The 17,665-nt window shown below is 39.9% G+C and carries 10 protein-coding genes; 3 read left to right on the top strand and 7 right to left on the bottom strand.

Translation table 11 applies throughout. The features are described 5' to 3' along the window. The 5 genes from J6O61_RS09240 to J6O61_RS09220 form a co-directional block, all read right to left on the bottom strand. Positions 1 to 3,606 carry a hypothetical protein gene (locus J6O61_RS09240; protein ID WP_292212242.1) on the bottom strand — a complete coding sequence of 1,202 codons (3,606 nt, stop codon included), beginning with the start codon at positions 3,604 to 3,606 and terminating at the stop codon, positions 1 to 3. 25 nt (positions 3,607 to 3,631) lie between these two features. Then, positions 3,632 to 6,220, bottom strand: a complete 2,589-nt coding sequence (locus tag J6O61_RS09235; RefSeq protein WP_292212240.1) for a family 78 glycoside hydrolase catalytic domain — start codon at positions 6,218 to 6,220, stop codon at positions 3,632 to 3,634. A gap of 101 nt (positions 6,221 to 6,321) precedes the next feature. Then, positions 6,322 to 8,133, bottom strand: coding sequence for a hypothetical protein (locus J6O61_RS09230; protein WP_292212239.1), 1,812 nt, complete (start codon positions 8,131 to 8,133; stop codon positions 6,322 to 6,324). 58 nt (positions 8,134 to 8,191) lie between these two features. Then, positions 8,192 to 9,091: a carbohydrate ABC transporter permease gene (locus tag J6O61_RS09225; RefSeq protein ID WP_292212237.1), complete on the bottom strand. Its 900-nt coding sequence runs from the start codon at positions 9,089 to 9,091 to the stop codon at positions 8,192 to 8,194. Between the two features lie 9 nt (positions 9,092 to 9,100). Next, positions 9,101 to 10,021: an ABC transporter permease gene (locus tag J6O61_RS09220; protein WP_292212235.1), complete on the bottom strand. Its 921-nt coding sequence runs from the start codon at positions 10,019 to 10,021 to the stop codon at positions 9,101 to 9,103. A 278-nt stretch (positions 10,022 to 10,299) separates the two neighbouring features. On the opposite strand from J6O61_RS09220, the gene J6O61_RS09215 reads away from it, so the two are divergent. The 3 genes from J6O61_RS09215 to J6O61_RS09205 are packed head-to-tail and all read left to right on the top strand — an operon-like array spanning position 10,300 to position 14,471. After that, positions 10,300 to 12,024, top strand: coding sequence for a sensor histidine kinase (locus tag J6O61_RS09215; protein ID WP_292212233.1), 1,725 nt, complete (start codon positions 10,300 to 10,302; stop codon positions 12,022 to 12,024). Positions 12,025 to 12,035: 11 nt separating this feature from the next. Then, positions 12,036 to 12,809, top strand: a complete 774-nt coding sequence (locus J6O61_RS09210) for a response regulator transcription factor (RefSeq protein ID WP_292212231.1) — start codon at positions 12,036 to 12,038, stop codon at positions 12,807 to 12,809. A gap of 12 nt (positions 12,810 to 12,821) precedes the next feature. Beyond that, complete coding sequence (locus J6O61_RS09205; RefSeq protein ID WP_292212230.1) at positions 12,822 to 14,471, top strand: hypothetical protein; 1,650 nt, start codon at positions 12,822 to 12,824, stop codon at positions 14,469 to 14,471. A gap of 55 nt (positions 14,472 to 14,526) precedes the next feature. Here J6O61_RS09205 and J6O61_RS09200 read toward each other — a convergent pair whose 3' ends face one another. Both J6O61_RS09200 and J6O61_RS09195 read right to left on the bottom strand, forming a co-directional pair. After that, complete coding sequence (locus J6O61_RS09200) at positions 14,527 to 15,951, bottom strand: alpha-L-fucosidase (RefSeq protein WP_292212228.1); 1,425 nt, start codon at positions 15,949 to 15,951, stop codon at positions 14,527 to 14,529. A 5-nt stretch (positions 15,952 to 15,956) separates the two neighbouring features. Continuing rightward, positions 15,957 to 17,387, bottom strand: a complete 1,431-nt coding sequence (locus tag J6O61_RS09195) for a sialate O-acetylesterase (RefSeq protein ID WP_292212227.1) — start codon at positions 17,385 to 17,387, stop codon at positions 15,957 to 15,959. Positions 17,388 to 17,665 lie beyond the last annotated feature (278 nt).

Raw genomic sequence — 17,665 nt, 5'->3', positions numbered from 1 at the left:
TTATGTATACTCCAATTCATATACTCCAATATAAGGCTCCCTGGTAATTCCGGTTGCCGATACCTGCAAATGGGTTGAAGCGCCATCCTTTATGGTCCACACCAGTGTTGTTCTAACTTCAAGAATCAGATCGTTTTCCCCTTCCAAGAGCTTTCCTGTCAGATCTACCTTGCCCGGAAAACCAGCCACCCAGCCAATTTCATGGTTATTTAGAATTACTTTAACGCAATCCGAGGCTTCGGGAATATGTAAAACACATTCTTTTTCTAAATTTCCACGCCACAAAAAACTTCCACAATAGCGATAAGCTCCTGCAAAAGCTGGATTATAACCTATTCCATTTAATGCGGGATATTCACCAGTCTGAAGTATCCTAAAAGGCTCAAAATAATCTTCTGACACTCTTTTAGAAAAAAGTTTCCAACTTATATCAAGATTCTGTCTATAAATCATCTTTCTTGAAAGCGGATATTCATTTTCATTATTCTCTTTATAGATATCAAGAAATACCGCTTCTCCTGGCTCAAGTTCTAACAGGAAGCCAGAATCTGCTATTTTATAAGTCACATTTTTCTCATTCCATGGATCATAAAGTTTTACTCTGTTAAAACCTACATCCAGCGGTTTTATACAAAAGCTTATCTTTTCATCTACGCTTTCATTAAACCACATGGTATTAAGCTCTTCTCCATCTTTCATGGCAAAACTTCGAAGATCTATATTTCCTCCGCAAACATCAAAACACTTCCTTGGAATATCCCTATATAAGTCTTTGTAATCAGATACCACTGTCACACACTTACTAAATTCCTCCGAAACCTTTTCCTTATCAATCTTCTTTTCCGGGCACCCTTTTATCTGTATTATCTTGATTCCGGCCATTCCAGCCTTTATAACAAATGTCTCCAATGCATCATCAATATATGTCCTATAGGGCAAGACCAGTACGCTAAAGCTCACTCCATTTATCTCAAAGCCGTTCCCTGTAAGATGATTTTCTATTCCATCAGATATAAGCTCCATAAGCATATCTTCCGTGACAATATCATAGTCCATCTGATGTTCCATGAGATTACGTCCAGCCTTTTGATAAAGCTCGTACTCTCCACCAGCCCACTCAGCCTCTGCATGATAGAGAATAGCTGCCTCAGCCACATGAACTCCTTTGCTAAGGAACTTTGCTGCGCTATTCATATATCTCATAAGATATGTAAAACACTCAAATCCCGGATTATTGCCGCCGGCATAAAAATGGGGCGGACAGTCCTTGTCAGGATAAGTCATAGAAAATGCGTGAGGCGTAAACTCGTTTATTCCTCGAACCAACATATGGTCTGTTAGCCACTTCATAAAGCTAATACCTTCAGCCCAGCCATAGTTTCCAAATATCTCGCAGAGTGCTCTTCCTCTTTTATTTTCTTGCAGATGAGCTGCAGATGCCCCAAGCTTAGCAAGACCAAAGTGGAAAAATTCTCCATCCCTGTCCCCTGCTATCCACTGATGAACAGGTTCCGTAAATCCCGGAACAATCTGGTGATGCACAACGTCAATGCCAGCCATCTGCTGTCCCTGCATTTCTCTAAAGTAATGTCCTATGCTACATCCCATCCGTGTATGGGCATTATCATCCTCGATAATGTGACCTATGTATTCAACTCCGTGCTCCTGACACCATCTTCCTATCTGTCCCGAGAAACATTTATAAACAAGCTCAGACATACAGTCCATGTACTCACTTCTGATCCTTGCTGTTTCCATCCCGCTCTCGTACCAAAGAGAAATCATATTTTTCAAAAAGTCTTCTCCCCAAAGCTCCAACAGTCTGTCCGATAATTCACTGCTCCAGGGAAGCTTTTGATCCCTTTTCCCCAATGTGTCATCAAAAGGATATCCCTTTACGTTACCAAGCTCAGGTTCATCCGAGAAAAAACCCGCTAAAGTGCTGCCAAAGTATTCTTTAAAATGAGTGTAATGAGCCTCATACACTTCATCTATCAAAACTCTTACAGAATCCTCATCAATAAGGTTCATGTAATCGTCCCTTCCGCCGCCCTCATGAGTTGTATAAAGAACAAATAATCTATAGGGTCCTTTTGGAAGGTCAAAATACACAAAACCATTAACCACCTTATCAGTTAACTCAATGCAGCCTTCCATAGACACGTCAAGACTGTCTCCATCAGGTTTTGGCACAGCTATTATTCCAAGCAGTTTACCGCTCTTATAAAAAGGCTCAACAAGTACAGCCCCCTGCCTGCATGGGCCCATAATATCCATATGCCTTTCAGCAAGATACCATTTCTTTTTATCCTGCTGCCTAGCAAAAGCACCATTGGCATGTCCTGTAGGAAATTTGTCATCGTCCAATATCCATACTCTCATTCCATTTTTCTTTGCTTTTTCCAGAACAAAAGAAACTTCGTCCCACCATTTTTTTTGGCAAAAATCAGGATGAGGTCTTGATTCTAAGCATACTTCCTTTATCCCACATGCCTGTATCTGCTCAAGCTCCTTTGAAATAGCCTCTTTACCTTCTCCTTTCATCCACAAAAATGGCCTGATGTGACTGTCATTTTCAAAAGGCTTATCCGACGCCACACAAATAGTTCTGTACTCTCCGAATGCATCAGTGGAAAAACCTGCTCTCCAATTGCTCGTCCCACAATAAAAATGCCAAAGTCTTCCCTGATGATACAGAATAGATGCTTTGTGGGCATGACCACTATCATAATCTCCAGTTTTTCCAAAAGTAATTATGGGGTCCTGTATTTTTTCCCAATGAATAAGATCCTTGGACAGTGCCAGCCCCTCCTGGGCATGCGCATGCCCATCCTCATACACCTTTCCGTAGCCAAAGTAAAAATTCACCCATGTGTCCTTATCCTTTACTACATATGGATCTGATACAAAGCGCTGATCCCAGCTATCCTCACCCACTCTAAGAACAGGATTTTCCGGGCATCTTTCCCATGTCTTCAGGTCTTTTGAAAATGCGACTCCCGTCTGTTCAATCCATCTTTCCTTTTTATCCTTGGCGTTATAAAACATGTACCAGGTATCATTTTCCCTAACTATGCACGCCTTATAAAGCCCTCCTTTTTCCCAGTCATCTCCGTCTTTCCAGGAAAAAACAGGGGCATCCGGAAAGTGCCAGTCAATCAGCTCTTCATCCTCAGTCCAGGCAAGACCTATTTCCGCTGGTCCATTTTCATAGCCTTCCTGTGGATAAGAGTGGTAAACCATCCAATACTTTCCTTCTATCTTACGAAGTTTTGGAAGGGACCACAGATCATCATTTTCCTTGATAATCCATGTAGCAGCACCTCCCACATGATCCCATCTATTGGCATCCTCACTTTTTTTTAATATAACTGCCTTGTGCTCCCAATTAAGCAGATCCTCACTAGTAGCAAGAGCAGACTGATACCCCTTCCCATCAAATCCTGTATAAAGCATATAAAACTTATCTTTATGCCAAAAGACAAAAGGAATATCCACAGCTTTTTCATCAAAAGCCCCCACTGCACCGGAACCAGATAGCACCGGAACGGAATACTTATATGGTGTCTTATATTTTTCAATCCTAGGGTCTGTAATAGCTATCATTGTGCTTCTCCTTGTATGTGACTTTCTATAAGTCATATTCGTGTATCCCACATCCTACCTGCCTTATGGCATTACCCTCTCTGTCACATAATGTCGCTTTTATTCCAAAGGGTATAGTCACCTTAACCTTTATGGTTTTGTCATTTCTTCGCCATGCTACAGATATTATGCCATTAGGATGCCAGGTAGATGCATCCACATAATCGATATCTTCTAAAACGGCAGGCTTAATAAAAATGTTGTCCCAATGGCCCTTTCCTTTTATCCATTCCATACCAGCCAGACCTCCATAGAACCATTCCTCAATACTTCCAAGCATCAAGTGATTCTGTGAGCCATGTGGATTATCAGGGTCTACTCCATCCCATTCTTCTGTAAGTGTCGTGGCACCATTTACAACCTGATACCCATATCCCGGGTGCTCAGTTATATTAGTCATTTTGTTTATCACATCTGACATTCCGTATTTCATGAGAGCTGCTATCAAAAATGGATGCCCTATATCCCCAGCAGTTATGGCATAACCTCTTTTTTCTATATCATCTATAAGTACCTTAAGAACTTTCTTTTCATCCTTAAAATCCACAAGACCACACATAAGACTCATGGCCTGAGCTGTCTGACTTCCCGTAGCGAATCTAGATGTCTGGTCATCAAAAAACTGTAATCTGTATTCCTTTTGAACCCTCCCAGCCAGCTGAGAATAAAAATCCATATCTTTTTCATTCCCCAAAAGCTTTGCTGCCCTAACCATTATCTGAAGGTCCAGATAGTAGATGCAGGTAGCCACTACTGCAACAGGAGTGTTCTGCGAATGAGGGGTATTGGGACCTATATCCAACCAATCTCCAAGGCCATGATGCAAAACATAATGATGAGTCTTGTCTGTAAGGTAATCCACATACTTTTTCATGGAATCATAATGCTGTTCTATAAGAGTCTTATCCCCACACCTTCGATAAATATACCAGGGATTAAGTACTATGGCACTTCCCCATTCAGGAGAATCAACAAATCCCTCATGCCATTTTTCAAAACCCGTAACATACTCCGGACATATATCAGGAACAAGTCCGTTTTCATGCTGGGAGTCCACCATATCCTTCTCTATCTTGTAATAAAGATCTATTGCATCAAAATTATAAAGAATCGATGGTCCTATAAGATGAGTCTGTTCAAGCCATCCAAGTCTCTCTCTGTGCGGGCAGTCAGTAAAATAGCTTTTTGTATTACTGAGAATTGCCTGACGGACAATCTTGTGAATGTCATTAAAAAGCTTATTGGAGCAGGTAAACTTCCCCATATCCTCATAGTCCGGATAAATAAACTCCCCTATAACCCTCTCTATGATCGGAAAGCTTTCTCTATTAATGCTTTCATGTTCTAAGGGAGTTGCTCCCTCAATCTCTAGATATCTAAAACCTGTATAAGTAAAGTCCGGCGCATACTCCTGTTCTTCTCCCTCTCCGGGAACATATATCCAGCTATAGTTTTGGCCGGTTACTTTCTGATCAACTCTAATTCCGTCTTCTGTCTTTTTTAGTAGTTCTCCCGGGCGCATTATAATTGGCCTATCAGTTTTTTTCTTTAGTCTTATTTTTATTCGTGCCCAACCTGAAAAATTGGTACCAAAATCATATAACCAGATTCCATCAGCAATACTCTGAACCTTAACAGGGTAAAGAACTTTCATAACTTTTAAAGGTCTTATTGGCATTACAGTCATTTTCCCTTGAAGTCCCTTCACAATAGAAGCTTTCTCCCAAGAGCTATCTGGAACCACATCCGGCTCAGCGTACTCCTTTTTATATAGTCTCCCATCATAGTAAGCTCCACCATACATTTCCTGATAGATATCAGGCCCTATGATCTGCTTCCATTCTTCATCGGTTTCAATAAACTCTTTCTCGCCATCCTCATAAGTTATACTTAGCCTTACCCACAGCTTAGGGAGACCAAAGCTTCGAGGATAATATACATATCTATAATCTGACTGAGGTACATGAAACATTCCTTCTCCAAGCCTGAAGAGCATGCAGTTATTTCCTGACTTTAATCTATCTTTTATGTCATAAGCCACATAAAAAGAACGATTCCTATAATCACTCCAACCAGGCTCAAGAACATTTTCCGTCACCTTTTTTCCATTTATAAGACAACTAAAATGCCCCATTCCGCATACATATAGCTTTGCACTTTTAATTTCCTTATTGCATCGAAAATCTCTTCTGAAAAGGTGATTTTCTCCTTCCTTAGTTTCTCCAATAAAGATACCTTTTTTCTCTTTGTCAAAAAGCCACCCGGTCTCAAAAAAGCCGTTTGCTTTAGCTTCCGTCATTTCCCCATTTGCCTTTGCCAAAAGAGATATAGTAAAAACATACCTCTCATCAGATTTAAGAGGAACATTACTACATCTATAAGCTGTTCTACGCTGCTCCTTAACAAGCCCGCTTTCCCAAATAGTATCTCCGTCATCATTTTTTATACAAATGCTAAAGCACTCCATTTTACTGTCATTTTCGAATTCAGAAGCAACCCATGAAATAAAAAGATCCCGATCCTCTACATTTATATTTTTTTCTATATGGTTTACCTTCAGCTTTTCAATAACCATGGCTACATCATATACTCCTTCTCAAAAAGGCGGTGTAACAAAATGCCACACCGCTTTTTCTATGCATATTTAATGCTTTTGCTCTCTTTATCTGCCCTAGATCATTTAACTGTCCTAGCGTTTAATGTTTCAAGAATAGAATCAAAGTCATTGTCTGTCTGACTCTTAATATCTGCAATGTAGCTCTCCCAAGCTGCATCATCATTGATATCAAGTTCGCCTACGATAAACTTGTGAGCAAGCTCTTTTGCTCTGCTCTCGCAAACACCACCATAACTAAGCTGTGACTTATCCGTCTGCTCTTCAGCTGAAAGATATGTAACAGGGGCTCTGTCGTATGGGGATACAGAATCATCCCCACCATTTACGCTCGACTCTACCCAATACTTGCCTTCGTAGAAACCATTGCTCTCGTTCCACCAAGGTTCGGGAAGTGATGCAAGATCAAGCATGGCATTAAAGTCAATCGGTACAAATGGAATACCTGTACGGCATACACTTGAAGCCATAAGTCCATACTCACCTGATGTGTTCGCTGGATTCTCAGCATTCATGATTTCATCAACAAAAACTTTCTCGCCATCTACAACGTTGTATGTCTGACCTTCAATGCCCCAGTTAAGCAGCTCAACTATCTGGTCAGAGTACTGATAATCTATGAGTGCTACTGCATACTCAGGATACTCAACATCTGCACTGATATATATACCGGAAGCATTGGCGTTTAGAGATTTTCCAGCCTGCCTTGAGCCCCATTTCCATGCCGTACCGTAGTCACCAGCAGGAAGATAAGCCAGTCCCCATTCTGTCTTGTCATCAGTTCTTGCAGAATTCCAGGAGGCTACCGATCCAGCCCAGAGAGTGGGACATATAGCCCCTACACCAGTTGTTGCCTTAACTGTTCCCTGATTAAAGTCAGCAGTTGCAAACTCGGGATCAATGTATCCTGCCTTATATAGACCATTGATGTACTTGAGCATATCACGGAAATTATCTTCTATTGGTCCAAATACCCACTCAGATCCGTTGTAATACAAGCAGTCCCAAGTATGGAAAATTCCTACGAACCCGCGGTAAATTGAATAGTCCTTGGTGTTATTTATTATGACATAATCAAGATCAAGAGTTCCGTCGTCTATTTTTGCCTTCATATCTTCGCAGAGCTTCGTGAACTCATCAAGTGTTGTTGCCGGTGTCCAGCCCATATCCCGAAGTATGTCAAAGCGGTATGCAAATGCGGTAAATGACTGTGCCCCCATAATGTCATCAGGATTATAGAAGCCATCGATAAAGTAATACATAGATCCATCTTCATTCTTGGCATAGTTAGGACCACCATTAGTCTGCTCAAGATAATCAGGATAGTAAACCATGTAATCCATGTAATCTGAAAGATTAAGTAATGTTCCATCCTCGCCATATTCAACTATGGAAGAGCCTTTTGTAGTAGTAGCAATATCTGGAATATTTGTTCCCGCCTGTAATACCAAAAGCTCGTTCTCTCTGTAATCTGCATAAGGAGTTCTGGTCCAAGTAATATCAAGGTCTACTCCAAGATACGCTTCCATTTTCTTTTCCCACTCCTGCTGGATCATGGTTCCTTCAGATGAAATATTGAATTCCGGGATACTTACATTAAGTTTTAACACACCACCGTCAATCTCAGGCAAATTAAGTCCGTTTGTCATAGCTGTAGCATTAGGATCATTCTTGTCTACAGTAGCCTCACTATTAGCTTCCTGTTCAGTGGACTTAGACTCGGATGCCTCTGTCTGAGCTGAGGTGTTCACTTCTTTTTCCGCCTCATCATTTATTGAAGATGACGTCTCTGTCTGTCCGCATCCAACAACCCCAACTATCATCGTGCCAATCAGGCACAAAGCAGCAAGTTTTTCCAATACTTTCTTCTTCATTTTATCCTCCTTTTCATATGAAAAATGATTAAGAATCACAAAAACACTCTCACCATGCTCAGCCTTTCACAGCTCCAATTTGCATTCCCTGGGCGAAATACTTTTGAACAAATGGATAAACCAGAAGTATAGGGCCAATTGTAGCCACAACACATGCATATTGAACATTAAGTGGATTTAAAGCTCCGCTGGCAAGCATCAGATTTGTGTCATTCATACTGTCTGTTCCAGACGAAAAAACTATCTTCCTGAGAAGCATCTGTATGGGCTGCCTGTCCGGATCCTTGATGTATAAAAGAGCTTCATAATAACTGTTCCAAACGCCAACAACCGACATAAGTCCAAAGGTCGCATACAATGCCTTGGAAAGAGGTACATATATTGTAGTAAGGATTCTTAATTCTCCTGCTCCATCTATTCTGGCCGCTTCTCTTATTTCAAGTGATATTCCCTTATAAAACGCCCTATAAATAAAGACATTGTAAGCCGATAGAGCATTTGGAAGAATAAGAGCCCACCATGTATCATATATTCCAAGCCGCTGTATAAGTATGTATGTCGGCACTGTACCACCACTAAAAAACATTGTTATAAGCAAAAAAATAGCAAGAAACTTTCTAAGAACGAAATCAGGAACCATCATGACATAGGCTAAAAGTGACGTAAGAGAGAGCGACAATACCATAGTTGCCACTGCAATTATTACAGTATTTCCATAGGCTCTGAATATGTTTTGTTCCTTAAACAAAAGCTTGTAGCCTTCAAAGAACAGCTCCCTCGGAAAAAAGGTTACCTGTCCGGTAGTGATCATCCTGTTACTCGAAAGCGATATTGCTATAACATTAAGAAACGGATAAATAAACACCAGTGATAAAACCGCCATAAAAACTATCAAAAACACATCAAAGACTTTGCTGCCAATATATATTTTGTTGCTGTTTTCTTCCTTAGTAAGCATCTTCATCTCCTACCACATACTGTTTTCAGGGTTTATCTTTCTGGTAATCATGTTGGCGCCAAACACCAATATAAAACAAATAACTGAAACAAACAGGTTAACTGCCGTCGCATATGAGAATTTTCCTTCAACGATACCCTGCCTGTAAACGAAAGTCGCTATAGTTTCCAGATCACTCATATTTGTACTGTTCTGCATAAGCAGAATCTTTGTATAATCACTGTTTAAAACATTTCCTACATTCATGATCAGCATAATAGTGGTTGTAGGAAGAATAGATGGAAATACAATATGCTTAATCTTCTGCCATCTGTTGGCGCCATCAATGTTTGCTACGTCGTAGAGTGATACATCCACATTGGAAAGAGCCGACAGATAAATTATTGAGCCCCACCCAACTCCCTGCCAAATTGCAGAGCCTATATACATAGGAAGGAAATATGTACTTCCATTATTCATGTCTACTCTTGCTGCTCCAAAAAAGGCTCTTATATCATTAAAGAACCCAGATGTCGAACCAAAACCATTCAGCATAGAACAAACCACTACAATAGATATAAAATGCGGAATATACGAAATTGTCTGCACAATCCTTTTGTATATTTTCCCCTTTAATTCGTTTAAGAGAATAGCGAATATTATTGGCATTGGAAATGTAAATACCAGCGTCAATACTCCAATCTTCAAGGTATTCCAAATAATCTGTATGCAATTTACATTTTTAAAAAAAGTATGATAGTTCTTTAATACAGGATTCAACCATGGGCTTCCCCAAATGCCCTTAGCTGCTTTATAGTTCTTAAAAGCAATAAGAATACCGTACATAGGAACATATTTAAAGACAATGATCATCAGCACAGGCAAAAGAGCCATAAAGCACAGAGTCTTTTGTCTGGCTAAAGTCTTCCAGAAATTTTTCTTCCCGTTCATACACTTACCTCCGCTTGATACTCCCATTATAAGAACGGTTTATATTCGGTAAAATGTATAATTCCCACCGTTCTATGCATATTTTTCATGTGAAATAATATTCTTAGATTTAATATGTAAAATTCTCAGATTCTGTATGGAATATTACATTGAGGTTTTGGTATCATTGGGATAGAGTAATCATTGAAAGACTATAAAATGTTGTACAAGGATGCACGATGATACGTTTTCAAGACAAAAAGATTCTAATTCCTTTAAAAAGACAATTATTGTCTATAATGATTTTGTTTATCCTGGGGGCTTTTGTTTTAACAGTTCTTATCACCATCCAAAATACAACTTCACATCTGGCTTTGCTTAATAACAGTCTTACAACCTATTCATCTCAATTGGCAAAGACCACAAGAAATGCTTATGAGAACTACGAAAACATCTGCTACAGCCTGGCCTACGGAAACTCTGTTCAGCAATATCTTCAGAATGAGAACATCGATTCCAAATATGAGCTGTATCAGGCTCTGCACAAACAATTCTCTGATTCTGCCCAACTTGCATCATCTATAGCTGACATTGCAGTATATGGAACAAATGGAGACTTTGTATCATTAAACGGAGCCATATCAAACTACGAGATATATACTTCTTCACTAGAGCCATCACGTTTTCCCTACAGGGCACTAGGAACTACTACCATAGGAAAAAAGTATTGCCATATTCTTGCTATGCCGATATACACACTGAATTCTGCTGATCACAGGTATCTTGGAATTCTTTTTTTGGCTATTGATCTGGAAGCTCTTTTGGGAAATGGTTCAGAAGAAGTTGAGATTTTTTCACCAATTATACTGTTGGAAGATTCCAATAAGAACATAGTGTTCGGAGATCCTGAATTTACAGGCAACCTGCCGGAAGAGTATTCAGAAAATGCTATCTATAAGACATACCTTCCATCTACCAAAGCATACTATGCCGTAAAAGCTCATAACATATCTTCTATCTCATATACACTTTATGTTCTGGTGGAGCAAAAAAGAATCACTATGCAGCTTGTTTCATTATCCCGTGGTGTACTTATCGGACTTTTATGTCTTTCAGCCCTGATATTACTCTTCATGTTTTTGCTATATAAGCCTTTCATTACATCATTTGATCAGATGACTGACTTCATGCACAAGGTATCCACAGGAAACAGAAATGTCGCCAAAGCAGGCCTTCATGTTGATCAAGGCCTTATCGGAATTCAAGAACTAGACGACATCACCACTTCTTTTAATGAAATGCTTACTGAGACGGACAGACTTAACCACACAATTTTTGAGACCTATACAAGAATGTATGAAATGGAGTCCAACAACAGAAAAACCGAGATTGCATACTTAAGAAGCCAGATAAACCCGCATTTTCTCTATAACACATTGACTCTTATCTGCGGACTTGCCTCTGCTTCCATGGATGACGAAATAATATCCGTCACTAACGCTCTATCACAGATTTTTAGATACAGCATCAAAGGAAAAGATATTGTTACTTTAGAAGAAGAACTTGAAATAGTTAAGTCTTATCTCATGATCCAAAAAGAAAGATTCGGAGACAGATTCGAAGTTAAATACGAAGTAGCAGACAAATGTTTACAATGCATGATTCCTCGTATGGTTCTGCAACCCCTCGTAGAAAATGCCATTGTTCATGGCTTAGAACCCAGCGAAACACCGGGAAAACTTATAATAGGTGCTGGACCGGATCCTTCAAATTCCTACTACGCAGTATGGGTATATGATACCGGCGTAGGAATGGATACTGTTACAAGAGATGCTCTTCGTCAGTCCTTGAAAAATGTGGACAATCCCAAGAACCCTAATGACCACACCAGCATAGGGCTTTTAAACGTTAACAGTAGAATGGTTTTATATTACGGAGCTGATTTCACTCTTACATTAGACTCAGAGGAAGGAGTTGGCACAAACGTTCAATTTCACATTCCATATGATGAGGTCAAATTATAAGGAGCAAACTTATGTATCATGCAGTGATTATCGATGATGAAAAATGGGTAGTAAAAAGTCTTATAGCCACTATAAAAGATCAAAGCATGTTCGATATAACAGCTGAGTTCTACAATGGAACTTCAGGCCTTGAGTATATCAGGACCAGAAAGCCTGATCTGGCATTTGTTGATATCAGAATGCCAGGAATGGGAGGTCTTGATATTCTGCAAACAACTCACGCAGAGGGCCTTCCTACGTTGTTCATAATGATAAGTGGGCACGCAGAATTTGCCTATGCGCAAAAAGCAATGTTCCACAATGCCATTGGCTACTGTCTTAAGCCCTTTTCAAAAAGTGAACTCATAGATGCCATGAACAAAGCCTATATAATTCTTGATAGTAAGATCAATGCCCCCAGTTTAGAAAATTCTTCACAGGAAAACTTTGTCCCAAAACATCTAAGTGTATCTCATAAGTCAGTAAAAATGATGATAGACTATGCCGAAGCTCATTTCCAAGAAGATATATCCATGCATGACATATCCCAGTACTGCTCAATAAATCCCAATTATGCAAGCCAGATTTTCAAGCAGGAAACTGGCCAGTCATTTATTTCCTATCTCAACAATCTTCGCATAGTATATGCCTGCTATCTTCTGGAACACTCTGAAGATACTGTATTTGAAATATCTGAGAAAGCAGGTTTTAACGACTATTTCTACTTCGCCAAGGTTTTCAAAAAAATAAAAGGAGACACACCAACAAACTATCGAAAAAGTCTTTCACTACAACCTCAGAAATGACAGGTGACACACATGAAAAAAAAGATTACTTCATTATGCTTATTGTTAACATTGGTAGTAAATATATTTGCATGTTCGAATACTAATAATGTAATTTCTGCAAAAGATCTTCGAAACCAATACCTTACTGATTCCTTGAAGAACTTATCCTATGATAAACATCTCGATATATCCGTAGGCTTTTGGAATATTGAGAACATGAAAAATGATGCGGAAAATGATAAATTAAGAGCTTTGATAGAAGAAATGTTTAACATCACAATTATCCCCATGTCTGTAACATGGACAAATTACAAGGAACGATATCAGATTCTTATGGCTACAGATAGTCTCCCTGATGTCTTTGCAAACCTTACAATTTCCTCCAATGATGCCAACGATTCTGCAACTTATACGCAAATGATTGAAAATGGCAGTATATGTTCTTTACCCGAAGATATGTCTCCATATCCCGCTCTTTCATCTTTGCTGAATTCTGTAAGCTATACCAAATACAACGACGGCAAATATTATGCAATTCCAAGATGCGCATTTCTTGATTCAGAACTTGGTTTTACAGATGCTGCCATGCTTGTAAGACGCGACTGGATGAACAATCTTGGTTACTCTGATCCCCAGTCTTTTGACGAGTTTGCCAGAATGGTCAGTGCCTTTGCCAATGACGATCCCGACGGCAACGGCACAGATGATACCTTAGGCTACAACGTAAACACTCTGTCTGCCATTGGCAAATGGGTAATGCTGGGCATAACTCCCGAATGTAATGTTTATTCATGGATTGAACAAGATGGTAGATATGTTCCTTCCTGGTCAACGCCACAATTCAAAGAAGTTGTTAAAGACTATGGTTATCTCTACAAAAGCGGCGGTCTTGATCCCGATTTTTACTCAAAGTCTCCAACAACCATTATTGAAGACTTTGCAGCAGGAAGATTGGGAGCCCTTGAGTATAAATCATCCCCAGGAACCCTTTTAGAGATAAAAAAGCTGTGGGATTCCCATAACGATAAGCCCTTTGAGGAATGTGTAGACATCCTTCCCATTTTTCCTGCTCCCGATGGAAAAAGGTACAGTAACTCAAGTAGTATCTTCTGGTCAGAGTCATACATCTCCTCTAATGCAGGAGATGAAAAAAGAGAACGCATACTGGCGCTATTTGAATTTCTTTTATCCGAAAAAGGATACATGCTTACAAAATATGGTATTGAAGGTGAGGACTACATAAAGACCGGTGATGGAAACTATCAATGTCTGTTAGATACTCAAAACTGCGAGCTAAAGACTCTTCTTGAATCAAAATATCCCTCAATGTATATGTTCTCTGGGCTCGCCACATGGGGAGGCAGTTGGACGGATTTTGAAGAAAACAATCTCAACAAACTTCTTTATGGAGAGGATACTTTGGCAATTTCAAGAAAATCCGCCATTTGGTATTCAGAAAACACAACGCAGCTTACCCGTCCATATTCTTTTCTGATGTTCCCAAAAGAGGCTTCTGATCTATTCAGTACTTCTGTGGTACAGGATAAATTAATCCAATGCATCATCAGTTCTGACGACACATTGGATTGTTGGAATCGAGCCTTGGATCAGATGTATTATCAAGGCCTGGAAGATTACATTGAACGCCAAAACGAGGCCTACAACCTCGCCCAATCATAACTACAAACTTACCACGCCCCGGCTCGGACTCGAACCAGAATGTGGGAAGTTTTTATTAGCTGATCTTTATAACATAGGCGTGTTTGCAAGGTCGCTCTAATGGGGCTTGTATGTGGAGACCTCCATTGTCCCTTGTCCAAGTAAGGGGGCCTGCTCCCAGCATTTCAACTGTAAGTTCTTCTTTATCTACGTAGTTTCCGTAGGCAAGAGATTTTATGGTAAAATTGCCATCTTCAGGCCAGCCCATGGCAATAGCATATAGAACATCACCCTTAGTAGTGAAACGAATATCAAATTCAGATAGCGTCTCGCTATGCACGTCAACTGCACCGCCATAATTTAGCTGCTTATTAATCTTTTCTATGTCATACTGGGCATCCTCAATAATAGTTGGTCCCTCCCCGGCAATTACAAAAGGTCTTGTTCCGTAGATAGCCTCTCCATTGAGTTTTAGCCAGTTACCTATTTCCTCAAGTTCTTTTACCGCATCCGGATGAAAAGAGCCATCAGCACAGGGACCTACATTCAAAAGCAAATTTCCATTCTTGGACACAATATCACAAAGCTGGTGAATGATTCTTTTAGCTGATTTGTACTTGGGATTTTGAACTATGCACCAGGTAATGTTATCTTCAAGTCTATCATCGCTTTGCCATGGAAATGGCTTAGGAAGCGAGAACTTGCCACACTCTATATCATAGGTTCCTATGCCCTTAGGAAAATCTTCCTGCTTGTAGGTAATAAGACCGTCCTTAAAGCCCTTTTGATTGTAATAATAATCAGCGATGCCATATCTGTATTTTTCATCTATTATGAAACTTCTGCTGTCAAAATAGATCATATCTGGTTTGTACTTATCTATCACTTCCTCAACTTTTCCGTACCACTTCTTGCAAAAGGCCTCATCCGGGTATCTATAGGGCTCATACCTGTTGGTTTCAAGAGGAAGTGCCGGTCCATAGTACTTTTCATTAGCCGGGTCATAGACATCAGCTTCATTATCTGTGGACATAAACCAGCCCCATAGCCACTGATGATGGAAGGTTGTTATAAACTTTATTCCACGTTTCCGAAATGCCTTTTCACATTCTCCGACCACGTCTCTATGCGGGCCATAGTTTACCGCATTTACAGAGTTCTCCTTACTGTCCCATAAAGAAAAATTGTCCGCATGTTCAGTAACAGGTCCGGCGTACTTAGCTCCAGATTTTACAACCAGGTCTGCCCAGACATCGGCATCAAATTTCTCCCCCTTAAACATTGGATAAAAATCCTTGTATCCAAAATCATGCAGCTTGCCATAGGTCTTTTCATGATACTTATTCTGTTCAAGTCCCTTGGCGTACATATTGCGGGAATACCACTCATTCATATATGCTGGAACGCTATATGGTCCCCAATGGAAAAAAATCCCAAACTTTGCATCTCTAAACCACTCAGGGGTCTCGTGCCGTACATTTTCCCAATTTATCTTTTCCATTGTAATCACCTGTCAATCTTATATCTAACCTTATACATAGAAACCGGTGGAAGAAATGACACTTCATCCACAAAAGGTATTCCCTTCGGATTAGCTTCCCACAAATATGATATATCAATAAATTCCTTAGGAATTCTTGATACTTTTATATACATCTTATTCTTATTACTGCGATTTGTCTTAGTTTCAAGAACCTCGATTTTTCCTTCTTCATCTTCTAGCATAAAGCCACTATCCTCAGGAAGTGTGGAATACATTATTATGCAGTTATTGATATTGCCGTAATCAAGCCTTATCCAGCTTCCATCTACCTTTTCTTCTTCCTTTTCATCAGTAGTCATCTCACTCACTTTCTCAATAAATGGTGGTTCAAATGTATCTCCGTTTTCAAGCTTTGAAAGAGCCTGCCTCGCAAGTCTCTCTCCAAGTACTAAATTTGACATAGCGCTGTTATGAATTCCGTCTGAGAGCTGCAAGTTCGCGGTTGTCATAAGATAAACGCCTGATATTTCCATCGCTGCTTTTCTTTGGGCTTCTCTCACCATTCCCCATGATTCATCGTTTATTCCGTTTATCTGCCTGTTAAGCTGCATGGTAAAAAAAGGAATATCATACCCCAACTCTTTTCTAAGACTCTCTACCATATATTTAAATCTGTCAAAATAAACAGTTGCTGACTCCGGTTCAGTATCTGAACAGCCCTGATACCACAAAACTCCGGCATACTTTCTTCCTGTAAGGTTTATCTTATCTATCATATTTGCATAAAGGTCACCGACATCGGGGTTCCACCTTTTCATAGGTGAACCTCCCAATGATGTCTGAATAAAGCCTACCGGGCGACCTGTAGCTTTATAATATTCTTTTCCAAAGGAAAGATACGGAGATGTTCCTGGAATTCCCCACTCTTCATTAGCCACTCCCTCTGCATCTGTGCTGTCATTCATAGGGTGAGTTGCCAAGTCCCACTTCCCCCTGTTTCTAAAAAGGTGAACGCACAGATGAGGCGCATCGGGGCAAAAATCTCTGCTATAGCCTGATGAATTGGACTGACCGGCAATAATAAAAATATCCCCTACTCCCAAATGTAGTACACTATCTCCCCTATATAGCCATGTCACATTTGGAAGCGTGCTCTTAGTCTCCAGGCTTGTATCTATTCTGTATAGCCCGCCTTCAGGAATATATAAAGTTGTTTCAAATTTTCCCTCATACTCAGAAATCTTTTCCTCAGTCTCCACCTCATGCCATGGAATGATCATATAGTTATCATCTTCTCTAACTACTCTGACAATGGGATGAACCGAAACCACACCTACATCTATCGCATCTTTTATTACTTTATACTTCCCCTTGATACAAACGCCTGCCTTCCCCTCAACCTGTTGGAATATTTGCCAATCATCAGGCTTTTGTGTCAAAACTATACCATGCATTTCTTGTTCTCCTAGTATTTTCGAATATTTTGGTAACATTATAGTATTCGCCAGAACCCACGGGTATATCCATTTTATCGAGTTTTATGTAAAATTATCAGAAAAACAGAGCCCATCCTTGCGGAGTAGGCTCTATCGGGTAATCAAACTTTTTGAGGGTCAATCGGTTTGAGGGTTTACTTTGAGGGTCTAACTTGAGGGGCTAGTTTGAGGGTTTGGTTTGAGGGGCTGGTTTGAGGGTCTCTCATGATTATTAATAAAACCAGGGTTAATCAGTT

The organism is Butyrivibrio sp. (assembly GCF_017635265.1).
GTDB lineage: Bacteria > Bacillota > Clostridia > Lachnospirales > Lachnospiraceae > Butyrivibrio.
The sequence above is the reverse complement of the archived record's forward strand: the minus strand, read 5'-3'. Positions and strand labels throughout refer to the sequence as shown.

Coding starts and splice junctions, on each gene's coding strand:
- J6O61_RS09240 (WP_292212242.1), bottom strand. CDS start 3,606: ATGATAGCTATTACAGACCCTAGGATTGAAAAATATAAGACACCATAT.
- J6O61_RS09235 (WP_292212240.1), bottom strand. CDS start 6,220: ATGGTTATTGAAAAGCTGAAGGTAAACCATATAGAAAAAAATATAAAT.
- J6O61_RS09230 (WP_292212239.1), bottom strand. CDS start 8,133: ATGAAGAAGAAAGTATTGGAAAAACTTGCTGCTTTGTGCCTGATTGGC.
- J6O61_RS09225 (WP_292212237.1), bottom strand. CDS start 9,091: ATGCTTACTAAGGAAGAAAACAGCAACAAAATATATATTGGCAGCAAA.
- J6O61_RS09220 (WP_292212235.1), bottom strand. CDS start 10,021: ATGAACGGGAAGAAAAATTTCTGGAAGACTTTAGCCAGACAAAAGACT.
- J6O61_RS09215 (WP_292212233.1), top strand. CDS start 10,300: ATGATTTTGTTTATCCTGGGGGCTTTTGTTTTAACAGTTCTTATCACC.
- J6O61_RS09210 (WP_292212231.1), top strand. CDS start 12,036: ATGTATCATGCAGTGATTATCGATGATGAAAAATGGGTAGTAAAAAGT.
- J6O61_RS09205 (WP_292212230.1), top strand. CDS start 12,822: ATGAAAAAAAAGATTACTTCATTATGCTTATTGTTAACATTGGTAGTA.
- J6O61_RS09200 (WP_292212228.1), bottom strand. CDS start 15,951: ATGGAAAAGATAAATTGGGAAAATGTACGGCACGAGACCCCTGAGTGG.
- J6O61_RS09195 (WP_292212227.1), bottom strand. CDS start 17,387: ATGCATGGTATAGTTTTGACACAAAAGCCTGATGATTGGCAAATATTC.